This is a genomic window from Dictyobacter formicarum, from assembly GCF_016587435.1.
The window spans coordinates 156,117-171,361 of record NZ_BNJJ01000006.1 but is presented as its reverse complement, the minus strand read 5'-3'; the positions used below and the strand labels follow the sequence as shown (position 1 = coordinate 171,361).

Genomic DNA, 15,245 nt, shown 5'->3' with positions numbered 1-15,245 from the left:
GGGCGATGCGGTTGTCGTGCTGTGATCCCTTGCTTCTCTGTGCTATGCTGAGTATGTTATCTGTTTTTTATTGCTATTTGCCGGAAGGTTACCATGTCTACTAGCCATGAATATCAGGACCTCTCGTCCGAGATCCATGATGATGTATTAGATGAGCAAGAGCGCGAAGCGCAGCGTCTCTCTGTTCGTGAGAATGCCAAGCACGTGTTGCGTGAGAGCGGTTTAGCTGAGATGTTACAAAGCATTAACAGGAATCTCCTTAAAGGTCGAGGACACTTTGAAGAGTATGATTCGCTGGTGCTTTTTCGTTGGGGAACGCATTCTACGCGACGCCATATGTGGATTGAGGTGCGCGGTAGCTCCATTCTGTTTCGCCTGCACCCGCATCGTAAGTGTGCTCCTGCCGCGCCAGTTTGTGATGGCGAGTATCATACCTTGACGAGTGCGATGTGGTCAGACCGAGAATTTCTGAAGGCCGAGTTGAAAAAATATTATGATCGCCCGGTAGCAGAGACGTCGGTTGACTGATTGGCGCACACACGACGATTGATATCAAGGTATCCCAGAGTAGGCCACGCTTGCTCCAGGATACCTTTTTCGCTTGCTTACAGCATTTCCAGAGAGAGCACATTGATGGGAGCCGTGCGCTCGACTATTTTTTTTACCTGTTGATAGATTTCCTGCGCATAGAAGTCTTCACGCTCCATTTCGTTGGCCCAGCTAAAAAAAACAAAGAGTAGTGAGCTTTGCTGCGCGAATATTTCTTGATAAGTAGTGGCATGCGTAACGGCAGCCATCTTGTGTGCGGTCGGCGTATCATTGATGCCTCGGGCAAAGAAGGCAAATGTCAGGTTTGTCTGTAGCTCTGGTTGGTATAAACCCGCCAGCCATTGTTTCTGGACCTGCTCAATCTTTTGTGGCTCAATGGTCATGATATGGACTGAGGCAAGCTGTGCCGGGGCGGTCGGGCGGCTATAGCCCCAGAGATAGTAGAGCAGCCATTGTTCTGGTTGTGAGACCAGCAGATTGGTGGCTGTTAATAGTAACTTCTTTGGGGTGTGGCGTTCCTGAGCTTTTAGCCAGCTTTGTTCATCTTCCCACGTGGTCAGGAGCAGATAAACGATGCCATTGCCGCGACCGCGATACAGGCGTGTGGAGATGAGTCCTGGAGCGCTGCGCAACGTGTCCGCAATCGAGCGTATGTGCGCCCGCGCTTCTGTATCTTTGCCGGGAAGGACATGAGCCAGCGTGACAACTAATAACTCCGTACTGTGCTGCAAGGTAATGCCTCAACTTTTCGCATGAGCGTTAGAACGCAGACTAGAATAGCATAGCGATTGGCATGGTGCAATAGGATTATTGCCTATGCTTTTTAACCTGGCTGTGTGGACAATGAGAACTTGTGGATAAATATTTCCGCTGTGATAGAGAACGTGTATATGTGTACAACATCAAATTTGTACCAGGTAGAGGATGATATATGGATATTTCAGCCCTTGGCGAGTTTGAACTCATTGCACGCCTGACGGCTGGCCTGGCTACCCGTGCCGCCGGTGATGTTGGGATTGGCGATGATTGCGCTCTGTTGGATCTGGGAAGCGGCGATCTTTTACTGGCTACCTGCGATTGCCAGGTCGAGGGGGTCCATTTTACGCTGCAGACCTCCTCTCCAGAGCATATTGGACGTAAGGCGCTGGCGATCAATTTGAGCGACATTGCAGCTATGGGTGGAACGCCTCGTTATGCGCTGGTTTCTTTGCTGCTGCCTCCTCATCTGTCCGTCGATGTACTGGATGGTATCTATGCTGGATTGCGGGCGGAGGCGCAGCGCTTTGACACGACTATCGTTGGTGGCAATATTGCTGGCACTGGTGCTGCCCAACAACTGGTCATTGATATTACGCTGCTGGGTACCGTTGCGCGTGGACATGCTATTTTGCGTAGTGGAGCCCGTGTGGGCGACCTTATATGCGTTACCGGCTCTTTAGGGGACTCTGCGGCCGGTCTACAGACTTTCTTGCGTCCAGCTACTGATGCTGTGTTGCCGCATGATCTGCAGGCGCTACGTGGACGGCATACAGCGCCTTTGCCCCGTGTCCACGAAGGTCAGTTGCTTGCTAGCTTTAAGGCGGGACAGATCACGGCGATGCTGGATATCAGCGATGGTTTGAGTGGTGATCTCACACATCTATGCGAGCGTAGCGGCTGCGGGGCACGTGTGGACCTGGCGACTATCCCTCTTTCTACGCCATTATCGCATGTAGCGCAGGCTCTACAGCATGATCCACTGGACTGGGCTTTGCATGGCGGCGAGGACTACGAATTACTTTTCACCCTGCAGCTCCCATCTCTAGACGAAGTACGTACCGCCCTCCAGGAGCAATGTGGGACACCGCTAACCGTAATTGGCGAGATCCAACCCTTGTCCGCCGGCTTAACGCTAGCACATTCCAACGGACACACAGAACCCTTACATGCCCACAGCTGGGATCACCTGAAACCCAAAAAATAAAAACTATTAAGGAGTGTTGCCAGAAATGCGCATCGAGCATTTCTGGCAACACTCCTTAATAGCATGTCTGAAAGCCAGAGGGTTCGCGCCTTCGGCCCCTGACGCTACGCACCGCAGGTGCGTAGCGTCAGGGGCTGAAGGCACAAAGCGCATGCATTTCAACCACGCGTTTAGCGAGAAAACGAGCGCAGCGCAAAGGTCACCTGTTCTTCTAAGGACATCGGGCGATCCTGAGGCAACTTGGCCAGGGCAGCCTGAGCCTCGGCATTGGTATAGCCTAAACCCATCAAGGCTTCGAGCGCCTCGGCTTTAATATTGCCAGCCGCGGGCGTGGCGCCATTACCGGTTAGAGCAGCCAGAGATGGCAATTTGCCCTTGAGCTCAAGAATCAGGTGGGCCGCCAGCTTCTTTCCTACCCCTTTTGCCAGACCCAGACGTTGCTGGTCCTCATCGGCGATGGCCTGGTAGAAAGCAGATGCATCCATGACCGAGAGAATGGCCAGCGCGACCCTGGGACCAACTCCGCTGACGCCAATTAACTGCTCAAAGGCATCTCGATCCGCATCCGTCAAGAAGCCATACAGTGAGATGCCATCCTCACGCATATGAAAATGGGTGGCCAGCGATACTTCCATTCCTGGTTCCTTCAGGCGCTGTTGCGTGGAAGATGGCACGAAAACCCGTATCCCAAATCCCCCTACCCGTATAAGTGCGTAATCGATACCCGTGGCTTCAAGGGTGCCGTGAATGCTGGTAATCATCTCCCCAACTGTACCTCTTTTGTTTTTATTGATGGCAAGAAGCTTCTGCTTCGCGCGCAGTTGAAGCGCCCGCAAGTGGGCGCACCTACGATTCGTGTTTCTTGTTGTGTTTCGGCAAGCCTGCAAGGGGCGCACCTAAGAACGATGGTAGTGTAAGAGATTGGCCGCATAGGTAGCTGTGTTCAAATGGCAAATGGCGACCGCAGCAGCATCAGCGGCGTCATCTGGTTTGGGTATTGCTGTTAACTTGAGCAATATACGTACCATCTCTCCTACTTGGTTCTTATCGGCTCCCCCATAACCGGTAACGGCTTGTTTTACCTGCTTAGGGGTATATTCAGCTACGGAGAGACCACCATTGGCAAGGGCAAGCATCGCAACCCCACGCGCCTGGCCTACCGTCATCGCAGTGCGCGTGTTCTTCGCGAAGAAAAGCTCCTCCATCGCCGCTTCTTGCGGTTTGTAGGTTACAATGAGCTTGCTCAGGCCCTCATAAATAATTTGCAAACGCTGGGCCAATGGCATTTTGGCGGGGGTCGTGATCGCATCGCATGCTAGCATGCTCAGCTCACTGCCCCTCGCCATCACAACTGCATAGCCAACGATTGCTGTACCTGGATCAATGCCGAGCGCGATACGCGCATCTGAAGGCGGAGGCGGCATGAGATCTTTTTCCATCTGCCACACTCCCTTCTGGCATTAGCGACTGACGCGCAAACAGTTATGCGTTGTATGAAGCCGCGAATGCTTCCGGGAAATCTGCGTTGGTGTAGACGTTCTGGACGTCGTCTAGATCTTCCAGTTTCTCGATCAAGCGAATAGCCTGGTGCGCTGTTTTTTCTTCGCTTAACTCGATGCGGGTCTTTGGGACCAGCGTACTTTCGGCCTTGAGGACCTTGTAGTGGTGCTCTTCAAGTGCGTGTTGCACTTTTTCAAGCACATCGTGAGCGGGGTCGGTATAAATGACCAGTACCTCGTCACCTGGATGAGCTGGTTCGACGTCGTCTGCACCAAAATCAATGGCTTCCAGCGAAAGCTCGTCCGCATCCTTACCATTTAGCTCAACTTCGATGACCCCTTTATTTTCAAAGAGCCAGTCGACACAGCCATTTTCACCCATATTGCCAGCATTGCGGTTAAAGGCGTTGCGTACCTCGGCGACGGTTCGGTTGCGATTCTCGGTCAGCGTCTGTACGAGGATTGCCGTACCACCAGGACCATATCCTTCGTATGTGATCTCTTCCAGGTTGTTGCCTTCAGTACCACCCAGAGCGCGCTTGATAGTGCGATCAATATTATCCATCGGCATATTGGCATCACGTGCACGTTGTACTGCTATGCGCAAGCGGAAGTTGGCGTTCGGGTCACCGCTGTTCCCTTCACGTACCGCTACAACGATCTCGCGTCCTAGCCGAGTGAACAATTGGCCTCGGCGTGCGTCATTGACGCCTTTTGAGCGGCGAATTTGTGCCCACTTTGAATGTCCTGACATATCGTTGCTCCCCTAGTCTAATCAGACGATTCTCTGTATAAAATATGCGCTGTGCATAAATTACCTGTTGCTTTTTAGTTGTGAATAGCTGTCGGGCCTATTTTAACACGAATAGGTATAGAGCGTCGAGAGGGTTGCATCTGGACCCCTTGCTTGCTCTATATGCCAGATATTCTGCTGCTTTTTGCGGCCACATCTGTTATTGTCTGTATTAGGAACATACCAATAATATCATATTCCCGGTAGGCGCTATGAAAACCTGTGCTTTTTGCATTGGCGAGTATTTATGCTAAAATAAGCACTACATTTGTTGCGCCTCTGTTTTCCAGTCTGGCACTTCTAAACCAACAAATTACACGCGCAAGGGACGAATGCCCAGAACCGGAGCATATATCTGGATGGCCGATGTTTGTACAACACAGCGGCTTACAATGCGTACATAGATACAGAAGGGTGGGTGGTTGAGGTGAAGGAGCAGCGTACTGGCACATCTGGAAAAGCGGCTCGTCAGGGACTGGGTCGCACCGGTGAACGCCTGGCGGCCGAGCGTTTGCAGCAGTCGGGCTACGTTATTCTGGAGCGCAACTTTCGTTGCCGCTATGGCGAGATAGATCTGGTGGCTGAACATGGTTCTGACCTGGTATTTATCGAAGTCAAAACTCGTCGTGGGCTTTCCCATGGTTTACCCGAAGAGGCGGTCGACCAGCGTAAGCAACAAAAGATTATACAGGTAGGTCAATATTATTTGTTTATCACAAATGCTGACCTGGAGCGTTCGTGGCGTGTGGACGTTGTGGCCGTCCAGCTTAGTGTGACCGGACAACTGGAAGAAATTCGTGTCTACCAGCACGCATTTACTGCATAATTTCTATAGCAATAGGAATACACCACCCAATTGAATAATATGGAGGCAAAGAAACAATGAGTGATTTTCTGTCGTCAGCCAAAAATTTTGTCAATTCGGCTGTAAGTCGTACGAGCTGGGAGGCTCAAAAACAGCTGCGTGTGCGTAATAAGCAGAGCGAGATCGATAAACTGCTGGAGCAGCGGCAGCATTTGATGGAAGAGCTTGGCCAGGTGGCAATGAATCTCTATCAACAGGGATCACTCACCGATTCACAACTCTCACGTCTCTGTGCCAGCATTTTTGAGCTGGATCATGATCTGCGCTCACGTGAGACGCAACTGCAAGAAGCCAAAAACGAGACCTATCCGGCTGACCAGTTCGCGCCTGGTCCCACCATGAACTATGCGCCTCCCACATCATCAAGCACTCAGGCCCCGCCCAATGCCAACAACGCCAGCTATGGTCAACCACAGTCGGCGCCCAATCCAGCCTTTGATACTCAGGGCCAGCGCTGCCCTCAATGTGGGAATCCCTTGCGCGCTAACGCTCTCTACTGTCGCAGCTGCGGCGCCAAGCTCCGCTAATCACCTCCACCGGGTGAGGATGCAAGGAGCATCCATCACCTGAATAAAAAAACAGGGGATAATCTGCCCTTCCACAAGCAGGGCAGATTATCCCCATCAAAGTTCCTTGTATGCTATAATGTTACTCACTATTCCCTCTTTGTGGTCAGGGAATCTGACATTTTTGCTTTATTTGAACTTGTTGAATGGGAGTAGGTATCTGGGTGTCGTAGATGCGGCACCAATCAGCATTTGTAGGGAGGCTTCCAGTGCGTGATGAGGGGCGTGACGCAGGTATGCCAGCGCAGGATGGGATCTGTTCTCTGGAGGTGATCAGTCAACGGGCATCTCAGACTCAGCGTTTAGGCGCGGCCCTGGGCGCGTTGTTGCAGCCGGGTGACCTGATTTTGTTGGATGGGCAGCTTGGGGCAGGCAAGACGACTTTTACGCAGGGCCTGGCTAGAGGTATGCAGGTAACGACCGTGGTGAATAGCCCGACGTTTACGTTGCTGAAAGAGTATCAGGGCATGTCGGCATCACAGGGCAATAAAGCTCTGACCCTCTACCATTTTGATCTTTATCGACTGGAAGATCCTGATGAGATTGTTGATCTCGGCTTTGAAGATTACTTTTATGGCTCAGGTGTATGTGTGGTCGAGTGGGCGGGCAACGCTGAGGAGCTGTGGCCTGCGGAACGATTGGATATTCGCCTGAGCTCTGTCGATGAAACGAAGCGCCGCCTGCTGTTTGTGGCATCGGGTCCGCGCTATTGCGAACTGCTCCGGCAGTTTCAGAAGAATATGTATGCTATTACTCGCTCTTGATACTTCGACTCGCTATGCGAGTGTCGCTTTGTGCTCAGAAAACGAGTTGTTGAGTGAATATACCTGGTTCTCAGAGAATAACCATAGTGTAGATTTGTTGGATCGCATTCAGCGCATCATGGCGCAACGGCAGATCTCTTTGCAACAACTTGATGCGATTGGGGTGGCGTTAGGACCCGGTTCTTTCAACGGTGTGCGTGTGGCACTGTCCTCGGCCAAAGCTCTGGCATTTTCGTTACAGAAACCCTTGCTTGGCATCGGCACGCTGGATGTGCTTGCTGCCCAACAGCAACTCTGGCGTGGACCGATCTGTTCGGTGTTGGAAGCTGGCCGCTCTGAATTGTATGCTGGCTGTTATTTTTCCACTGAGACCAGGAATCCGGATGGTGAGGTGAGCTATCGCTTGCAGCAGGTTGGCGATTATCTTTTAGGTACGCCGCAAGCGCTGATGGATTTCCTTCATACACAGTTGTCTAACTGGCCGGTTGCGCTATCTGCGCCAGTGCTTTTTTGTGGTGAAATGAAGGCCGCTTCTCGACAGGCTTTGCATCAGGGGATGGCGGAGCAAGGTGTGTTGAGAGATCCAATTCAATCGACGAGATATGCTTCTGTGCTGGCTCAACTGGCCTGGCAACGTCTGCAGGACGGGCAAGAAGATGATCCACTTGTGCTGGAACCTCTCTATTTACGGCGTCCATCCATTACGAAGAGTACCCGCAAGCAGCCTTTGCTTGGCGGCTCGCTCCTACGATCAACCGATCATGATACAACAGAAAGGGAACAGGGTGCGTTACGCCATTGATAGAATGACGATGTCGGACGTGCCTCGCGTTATTGAGATTGAGCGTCTGGCTTACCCATCGACGTGGCCTCCGAGCGCCTACCGCAAGGAACTACAAGATAATCGCTGGGCGCACTACATCGTGTTACGCGATAAGCATATCCTTGAAGAGCAGAGTGCGGTCCCTGCTGAGCCGGAGAAGTTGCGAAAGACGCGTCCTTTTCCGCTTTCACTCTTACCCAGCAGGCCCGCTGTTACTTCACCGGCACCGAGCCTGGCCTCAATTATGGGCTTCGCCGGCCTGTGGCTGATGGTTGATGAGGCGCATATCACCACCATTGCGATGCATCCAGCCGCGCGTGGGCAGGGTCTGGGCGAATTGTTATTAGTGAGCTTGATTGATATTTCATATAATATAGGGGCAAAGTGGGTTACGCTGGAGGTTCGTGTTTCGAATCATATCGCCCAGAATCTATACCGCAAATATGGTTTTCGTGAAGCTGGTGTGCGCCACCGTTATTATAGCGATAATCAGGAAGACGCTTTAATTATGTGGACCGATGAGATCAACTCTGCTAGCTATAAACAAAAGTTTTTAGAAATGAAGGCGGCGTTATTGCAAAAGTTAGAGGCGAAGTAATTGCTTTGGGTGGTGTGTTTTGTCTCTTGGTAACGGCTGCATAGCCGGGGATGTAATCTATGCTTGTACTTGGTATTGAAAGCTCATGTGATGAAACCGGGGCTGCACTTGTGCGGGATGGCCGTTATTTGCTTTCCAATGTGGTGGCTTCGCAAATTGAGATCCATAATCGCTATGGTGGTGTGGTGCCCGAGGTCGCTTCTCGTCAACAGATTGCGGCGATCATTCCTGTGGTGGAGACTGCTCTGGCGCAAGCGTCGTGTTCATGGGAGGACGTTGACGCGATCGCGGCTACCTATGGTCCGGGACTGGCTGGCTCTTTGCTGGTCGGTTTGACGGTTGGTAAGACGCTGGCGCTGGCCCGCGAGCTGCCATTTCTGGGCATAAATCACCTGGAGGCCCATCTCTATGCTAACTGGCTGCGTCCACAGGTTGATGCGGCTATTGCTGCTCCTATTCCACAGGAGGAGTGGAGGTATCAGTCTGGTGATCCTTTGTTCCCTTTGATCTGCCTGGTTATTTCGGGAGCGCATAGCGAGATTGTGCTGGTGCGCGACCATGGCGATTACGAGTTACTGGGGCGGACGCGCGATGATGCAGCTGGAGAAGCTTTAGATAAGGTTGCGCGTGTTTTGGGTCTGGGTTATCCCGGCGGTCCTGCCATCCAGCGCATGGCCCAGCAGGCGGAAGATGCATATGCGCAACAGAAGAAATCTGTGAAGAAAGCACGCAATGTCTATCGCTTACCACGAGCGTGGCTGCGTGGCACCTATGACTTTAGCTTTAGTGGTGTTAAGACGGCAATGTTGCATCTGGCCGAAGGGGCGACGGATGCTGCCCACGAACACGAGGATGGGAAGCCTTCTACCCAGTACACACGTTATACTCGTATGGGGGAACAGGCAGCGCAAACGGGAGCCCCTGATATAGCTTTATTGGCGGCTGGTTTTCAGGAGGCTATTGTCGATGTTCTGGCTGTCAAGACGCGTATGGCCGCTCAAGAATATCAGGTCAAGCAGGTTATTCTGGCGGGCGGCGTGGCTGCCAATCTCAGCTTGCGGACTCGTATGCTCCAGGAACTACAGCCGCTCGGCATTCGCCTGAGCTATCCTCCTATCGATTTTTGTACTGATAATGCCGCAATGATTGCGAGCGCAGCCTTTTTCCACTTGAGTTTGGGTGAACATCACGGAATGGATCTGGATGTCCAACCAGGATTAAGCCTGCCGTTTAGAAAGTGAGATCGTATGCCAAAGACAAAATCTTATGCACTGGGAATTGATCTGGGGGGCACGAAGACCCTCGCTGCTGTGATTGATCTTTCTGATGGGAGCGTTGTGGCTTCCGCACGCAAGCGTACGCGCGCCGAGCGTGGCCAGGGTTTTGTCTCTCAGCGCACCATTGAACTGGCGACCGCTGCTATGACTGCGGCCAAGCTTCCCGAGGATGCCGAATTGCTGGCTATTGGTGTGGGAGCGGCCGGTCAAATTGATCGTAAGGCAGGTGTGGTGTTGGATGCACCTAATCTTGGTGTGCGCAACATGCCACTGGGAACTATTTTAAATGAGCGCTTTGGCTTGCCTGTATTCGTCGGTAACGATGTAGAGGTGGCCGCTATGGGCGAGTGCCTGTATGGTTCTGGCCGTGACTACGATAACTTTGTGTGTATCTTTGTTGGCACCGGCATTGGTTCCGGCATTGTGCAACATGGTCGTATGTATACAGGTTTGACCGGTACCGCCGGTGAGGTTGGTCATATAACCATCCAGGCGGGTGGCCGTATCTGTGGCTGTGGTTCACGTGGCTGCCTGGAGGCATATGCGTCCCGCACAGCGATTACCAAAGCTATTCTGGCTGAGATTCACCATGGTCGCCGCTCGATTCTGGCTGATGAGGCCCTGGTACAACTAAAAGAGGGCGAGACCATTATCCGCTCTGGCATTATCGCCAACGCCATCGAGCGCAGGGATGAGTTGGTGATGGAGATTGTGTCTGACGCCGCCAACTACCTGGGCTATGGTATTGCCTCGGTGATGAATTTCTATAATCCCGACAGCATTATTCTGGGTGGTGGCGTGATTGAAGCTGTCGATTTGCTGTTTGAGACCGCCGTGGCGCGCGCTCGCAAGGTGGCGCTTTCGGTTCCGGCTAAGAAAACACCAATTATGCGCGCGAAACTGGGCGATTTCTCGGGTGTCGCGGGGGCTGCGGCTCTGGGAGCGATTTCCACGGGCTACGCTATCAACTCTAAACAGTAAGTGCATGTTTTTTCGTTGCGTGTGCTGCTAAAGCTGGCAGATAGAGGCGAAGAAAGCAGGGAGTTGCATGGATCACATTGAAGTGCGTGCTGTGCATGTCAGTGATGCTTTTGCTCTGCATGAACTCGATTTCGATTTTGAAACGGATCGCATTTATACACTAGGGGTGCGTAACCAGCTCCTTCATAATCATGTGAATGGGAATGAGGATGGTAGGGTGGCCTTTGCCTTTGAACTGGTAGAGACGGCTGTTGATCCACCGCTCTACAAGAATTTTCATGGCAGTGAGAATTCGCTGGGAAAGATAAAGGCTCTGCTACGCCTGACGGAAGGAGGCTTTGTCGCCCTGGCTGATGGTAAGGTGGCTGGTGGCATTTTTTTGACAGTTGAGGATCATAGTTCGGTGGCTCGCATTCAGAATCTGATTGTGGGCCGCCAGTTTCAACGCTATGGCATTGGTTCTCTATTGCTCAGCTGTGCCTCTGATTGGGCGCGTAAACAAAAATGCTGGGCCATTGTGATTGAGACCCAAAATACCAATTACCCTGCCGTGCAATTTTATTTGCGCAATGGGCTGGAGATTTGGAGCATCAATCGTCACTTCTATCCCCCCGGCGATCTCTCCCATGAGGTAGCGATCTTTATGGGCAAACGCCTCTTATCTACTCCTGAAGCCTAGCTTGCGGGCTCATTCGCGTCCGCCTGGGGGCGTCAGCGCCCCCACCCTCTTTTTATGTTAGTGCAGAAAGTGCGCATAGCGCACTTTCTGCACTAACATAAAAACCTCTTTTGAGCGCCGAAGGCGCGTAGCGTCAGGGGCCGAAGGCACAAAGCGCATGCTTTATAAAAGCAGTAGTGGGACGCGCCAGCACGTCCCACTGCTGCATCGCAGACTACTTTTCGGCCGCAATTGGTTCTTCTATTTTGGGGAAGAGAGGAGCAGGTTTTGGTAGCGTGGTTCCTGCAGGAATCTCTACAGGCTGCCAGGGCTGCGCGCTGACATCGCCCTCAAAGCCAAGGTAGCCATGCAGCTTTTGCGACGAGAATGGCAGATAGGGACAGAAGAGCAGGCGTAGGCCACTGATGACCTGCAACATGACATAAATGGTAGTGCCGGCGGCTTCCCGATCTACTTTGATCTGCTTCCAGGGCGCTTGCTCATCCAGATAACGGTTGGCTGCGCGTGCCACGATCATGGCCGCGTTTAAACCCTCTTTAAAATGGCACTGGGAGATATACTTGCCTACCTGCGCAAAGCCATGCTCAAGCTCGGCCAGGATCTCCTTGTCCGCGTCTCGCAGTGGCAGTGGCTGAGGAATAACCCCGCCAAATTTACTTTGCAGGAATGTCAGCGTGCGATGCACGACATTGCCGTAGGTTGCGACCAGCTCATCATTATTGCGGCGTATCATCTCATCAAAGGTGAAATCGGTGTCGCGTCCTTCTGGAGCGGTGGCCGAGAGATAATAGCGCAACATATCGGCGCCGTACTTCTCCAGCACATCTTTGGTCCAGATCACATTGCCACGGCTACTGGATGCTTTGGCGCCACTCATAGTCATAAACTCATTGGCGGGTACATCAAACGGTAGAATGCGGTTGCCATAGCCCAGTAACATCGCTGGCCAGATAATGGTATGGAATGGAATATTGTCTTTTCCAATAAAGTAGTAAGGCTTGACTTCTGATTCGGACAGGCCTGGTATCCACCAGTTTTTCCAGGCTTCGGGCGTACCGCGCTTCTCGGCCCATTCAACGGATGCGGAGAAGTAGCCAATCACGGCATCAAACCAGACATAGATGCGCTTATCTTCGTAGCCTTCCAGCGGGATCGGCACGCCCCAGTCCAGGTCGCGGGTGATGGCACGCGCACGCAGCCCTTCCTTCAACCAGTTCATAGCGAACGCCAGGGTATTAGGGCGCCAGTGCTCTTTGCCTTCTGATAGCCATGCTAACAGCGGCTCTTGTAGTTTAGGCAGATCCAGGAAGAAGTGCTCGGTCATGCGCATCTCTAACTTGCTCTGTTTGCTGCCGCACAGACGACACTTCGCGTCAATGAGGTCCACTGGATCCAACGTATGCCCACAATTATCACACTGATCACCACGGGCCTCGGTATAGCCGCAGAGTGGGCAGGTTCCCTCTACATAGCGATCAGGCAAGAAGCGGCGATCGGTTGGACAGTAAGCGGACTGCATGCTGTCTTTAAAGATATAGCCTTTTTCGTAGAGTGTCAGAAAGAAATCTTGCGTAATGCGATAATGGTTGGCTGTTCCGGTCTCGGTATAGAGATCCCACGACATGCCCAGTTGATCCCAGACCTCACAAATCTGCTGGTGATAGTTGGCCACAAATTCGCGTGGCGTAATCCCCAGACGCTCGGATTCGACGAGTATCGGGGTACCGTGCTCATCACTGCCCGAAACCATCAACACCTGGTTCCCTGCCATACGGTGATAGCGCGCAAAGGTATCTGCGGGTAGGTATGCGCCGGCTACCTGCCCGACGTGGGTCGAGGTTTTTGCGTACGGCCACGCTACGCAGACAAGTATATGTTCATTCATCGTAATATATGTCTCCCTTTTTGCTTGAAGGATTGTATTGTGTGCGGGGAGGTTTTATTCAACCTTCTGCGTATCTCATTGACGGTGACAGAGAAAAACAGGAGATGAACCACGGGTTATTATAACAAGTGTGACCAGGGAGTACAAGCACTATTTTTGCGTATGGTCCTTGTACTCCCGCGCATTCCCCTCTACATTCCTATATAACGCGCATAGACTGAGCGAGCTACCTGTTCATCATCCGTCCCTTTAATGATTGCTCGTGCGTCTGGAAAAACGGTCAATTCATAGCCGTCGACCTGAAAACGTAGCAAGTAAGCATTATAGTTGACGGTGCCAATGGCTTGCAGGCGTTCGGCCAGCGCGGCAAAATTCAATGGCTGTTGTTGTTCATGCATCGTATTGCGTACCTGTACAGCGTTGCGTCCACACAGGCTGGTGCTGGCCTGACCGCGCGCCTCCAGAAAAGTAAAGTGATGCTCTCCACAGCTTGGACAATCTGGCTGCCGGGGCAGCTCGATGCGCTCAAAGGTATTCTCCCATAGATCAAGCCAGGTCATGTCGTGGCTGGTCTTATCACTATTGAGCAGGATCTTTAAGGCCTCGGTTGAAGCAATGCCTGTGATCGCTCCTACAATACCGTTTAATACACCGGCCGTATCGCAAGTAGGCGTGCTACCGGGAGGGGGAAGCTCAGGAAACGCGCAGCGCAAGCATGCTGTCTGTCCGGGCAGGATATTCATCGTCACGCCATAGGCCGCGATGACACCGCTATAGATCCAGGGTTTTTGATGCTTGACGCAGGCATCATTAATGATGTAGCGCGTCTCGAAATTATCGGTCGCATCCAGTAGTAAATCTGACTCTAGTACCAGGGACTCAATGCCATCGGCGGTAATATCATCCACCAGTGCCTCAACTTCAACCTCGCTATTAATCCGAGCCAGTCGCTGCCTGGCGGCGATCGCCTTCGGAATATGTTGTGCTACATCATCTTCATCAAAAAGGATTTGTCGCTGTAAATTGTTCAGTTCAATATAATCGCGATCAGCGATTACCAGATGTCCCACGCCGGCACGGCAGAGGTTATTGGCCAGAGTCGTTCCTAACGCCCCACAACCAATAATTGTAACTTTCGCTTCTTTTAACCGTTCCTGTCCTGCTTTCCCAATCGGACCAAACAAGGTTTGTCGCGAATAGCGATCAAGCATCGCGTATCCCCCTTCTCCATATACAGATAGCCATCTATTGTATTGTAGCACGACCCGCAATTAACCCGCAGGCGACACTTTCCAGCGTCTCTTTAACGGCACAACTTTATTGAGCAATTACTGGTGAGCCCTTGTGTATACCGCACCACTAGCCACACGCCAGGAAATTACGACTAATACTTTCTTTGTAGGACAGAATATGGTGAAAGTTGGCAGCAGCGCATAACTGTGTTACAATGCGTGAAGTGTGATACTCGTTTTCTGGAAATCTGTAACCAGTACATTGTGCGACTCTTTGCGAGGGGCGGCCATATGAGCAGCGTGAATGCAATCAAGAAAGTATTGGTTATCGACGACAACCCTACCATCGTGGAGCTCATCAAATATGCGGTGAATCTCCAGGGCTCGTACCAGGTTGTTGTTGCATACGACGGAGTTCAGGGGCTTGAGCGTGTTTTCGCCGAGCAACCTGACTGCGTAATTATTGATGTCAAAATGCCTAGAATGGATGGGTATCAATTAGTGCGCTGTTTGCGTGGCGACCCACGTACCGCAAATGTTCCTTTGATCATTTTAAGTGCCATGACCCGCGAAGAAGATCAGATGACTGGCTTGCTCTCGGGCGCAGATGAGTATCTTACAAAGCCTTTTAAGCCAACCGCTCTGAACGCAGCAATTGAGCATGTGCTTCGCCTGACTCCTGCCGAACGCCAGCGTCGCACTGATTCCCTGGCTCAATCACAGACAGAGCGTGACTAGCTGGTCAACCATGGCGACTTGTGCTGATCTTTA

17 protein-coding genes are annotated in these 15,245 nt (G+C 52.0%); 11 read left to right on the top strand and 6 right to left on the bottom strand.

The features are described from left to right. Positions 1-93: 93 nt before the first annotated feature. Entirely contained in the window at positions 94-528 is a 435-nt protein-coding gene (locus JMI88_RS12310; RefSeq protein ID WP_201362127.1) for a hypothetical protein, read from the top strand. A 77-nt stretch (positions 529-605) separates the two neighbouring features. On the opposite strand, the gene JMI88_RS12305 is transcribed toward JMI88_RS12310, so the two are convergent. Then, positions 606-1,280 (bottom strand): antibiotic biosynthesis monooxygenase family protein, encoded by a 675-nt coding sequence (locus tag JMI88_RS12305; protein ID WP_201362126.1) that lies wholly within the window; start codon positions 1,278-1,280, stop codon positions 606-608. Positions 1,281-1,480: 200 nt separating this feature from the next. On the opposite strand from JMI88_RS12305, the gene thiL reads away from it, so the two are divergent. Then, positions 1,481-2,512, top strand: coding sequence for a thiamine-phosphate kinase (gene thiL, locus JMI88_RS12300; protein WP_201362125.1), 1,032 nt, complete (start codon positions 1,481-1,483; stop codon positions 2,510-2,512). A gap of 170 nt (positions 2,513-2,682) precedes the next feature. Here thiL and ruvA read toward each other — a convergent pair whose 3' ends face one another. The 3 genes from ruvA to JMI88_RS12285 form a co-directional block, all read right to left on the bottom strand. Beyond that, complete coding sequence (gene ruvA / locus JMI88_RS12295) at positions 2,683-3,273, bottom strand: Holliday junction branch migration protein RuvA (RefSeq protein WP_201362124.1); 591 nt, start codon at positions 3,271-3,273, stop codon at positions 2,683-2,685. A 135-nt stretch (positions 3,274-3,408) separates the two neighbouring features. Then, positions 3,409-3,951, bottom strand: coding sequence for a crossover junction endodeoxyribonuclease RuvC (gene ruvC / locus JMI88_RS12290; RefSeq protein WP_236022910.1), 543 nt, complete (start codon positions 3,949-3,951; stop codon positions 3,409-3,411). A 43-nt stretch (positions 3,952-3,994) separates the two neighbouring features. Beyond that, entirely contained in the window at positions 3,995-4,765 is a 771-nt protein-coding gene (locus JMI88_RS12285) for a YebC/PmpR family DNA-binding transcriptional regulator (RefSeq protein WP_201362123.1), read from the bottom strand. Positions 4,766-5,231: 466 nt separating this feature from the next. Between JMI88_RS12285 and JMI88_RS12280 the strand changes: the two genes are divergently transcribed. From JMI88_RS12280 to JMI88_RS12245, 8 genes are all read left to right on the top strand, one after another. Beyond that, entirely contained in the window at positions 5,232-5,630 is a 399-nt protein-coding gene (locus JMI88_RS12280; protein WP_201362122.1) for a YraN family protein, read from the top strand. Between the two features lie 56 nt (positions 5,631-5,686). Beyond that, positions 5,687-6,196 (top strand): zinc ribbon domain-containing protein, encoded by a 510-nt coding sequence (locus JMI88_RS12275; protein WP_201362121.1) that lies wholly within the window; start codon positions 5,687-5,689, stop codon positions 6,194-6,196. A 248-nt stretch (positions 6,197-6,444) separates the two neighbouring features. After that, entirely contained in the window at positions 6,445-6,999 is a 555-nt protein-coding gene (gene tsaE / locus JMI88_RS12270) for a tRNA (adenosine(37)-N6)-threonylcarbamoyltransferase complex ATPase subunit type 1 TsaE (RefSeq protein ID WP_201362120.1), read from the top strand. Beyond that, positions 6,980-7,801, top strand: a complete 822-nt coding sequence (gene tsaB / locus JMI88_RS12265; protein ID WP_201362119.1) for a tRNA (adenosine(37)-N6)-threonylcarbamoyltransferase complex dimerization subunit type 1 TsaB — start codon at positions 6,980-6,982, stop codon at positions 7,799-7,801. The genes tsaE and tsaB overlap by 20 nt, the downstream gene beginning before the upstream one ends. A 10-nt stretch (positions 7,802-7,811) precedes the next feature. Beyond that, the gene (gene rimI / locus JMI88_RS12260) at positions 7,812-8,420 is read left to right on the top strand and encodes a ribosomal protein S18-alanine N-acetyltransferase (protein ID WP_201362118.1); all 609 of its coding nucleotides are present in this window, start codon (positions 7,812-7,814) and stop codon (positions 8,418-8,420) included. Between the two features lie 59 nt (positions 8,421-8,479). Next, on the top strand, positions 8,480-9,661 hold the full coding sequence (gene tsaD / locus JMI88_RS12255) for a tRNA (adenosine(37)-N6)-threonylcarbamoyltransferase complex transferase subunit TsaD (RefSeq protein ID WP_201362117.1): 1,182 nt from the start codon (positions 8,480-8,482) through the stop codon (positions 9,659-9,661). Between the two features lie 6 nt (positions 9,662-9,667). After that, positions 9,668-10,678: an ROK family protein gene (locus JMI88_RS12250; RefSeq protein WP_201362116.1), complete on the top strand. Its 1,011-nt coding sequence runs from the start codon at positions 9,668-9,670 to the stop codon at positions 10,676-10,678. A 67-nt stretch (positions 10,679-10,745) separates the two neighbouring features. Next, positions 10,746-11,357 (top strand): GNAT family N-acetyltransferase, encoded by a 612-nt coding sequence (locus JMI88_RS12245; protein ID WP_201362115.1) that lies wholly within the window; start codon positions 10,746-10,748, stop codon positions 11,355-11,357. A gap of 214 nt (positions 11,358-11,571) precedes the next feature. On the opposite strand, the gene metG is transcribed toward JMI88_RS12245, so the two are convergent. Both metG and JMI88_RS12235 read right to left on the bottom strand, forming a co-directional pair. Continuing rightward, on the bottom strand, positions 11,572-13,242 hold the full coding sequence (gene metG / locus JMI88_RS12240; RefSeq protein WP_201362114.1) for a methionine--tRNA ligase: 1,671 nt from the start codon (positions 13,240-13,242) through the stop codon (positions 11,572-11,574). Between the two features lie 191 nt (positions 13,243-13,433). Beyond that, a complete protein-coding gene (locus JMI88_RS12235; RefSeq protein ID WP_201362113.1) occupies positions 13,434-14,453 on the bottom strand; it encodes a ThiF family adenylyltransferase in 1,020 nt (339 codons plus the stop codon). 312 nt (positions 14,454-14,765) lie between these two features. Here JMI88_RS12235 and JMI88_RS12230 point away from each other — a divergent pair, with 312 nt between their 5' ends. Continuing rightward, complete coding sequence (locus tag JMI88_RS12230) at positions 14,766-15,212, top strand: response regulator transcription factor (protein WP_201362112.1); 447 nt, start codon at positions 14,766-14,768, stop codon at positions 15,210-15,212. Positions 15,213-15,245: the final 33 nt, after the last annotated feature.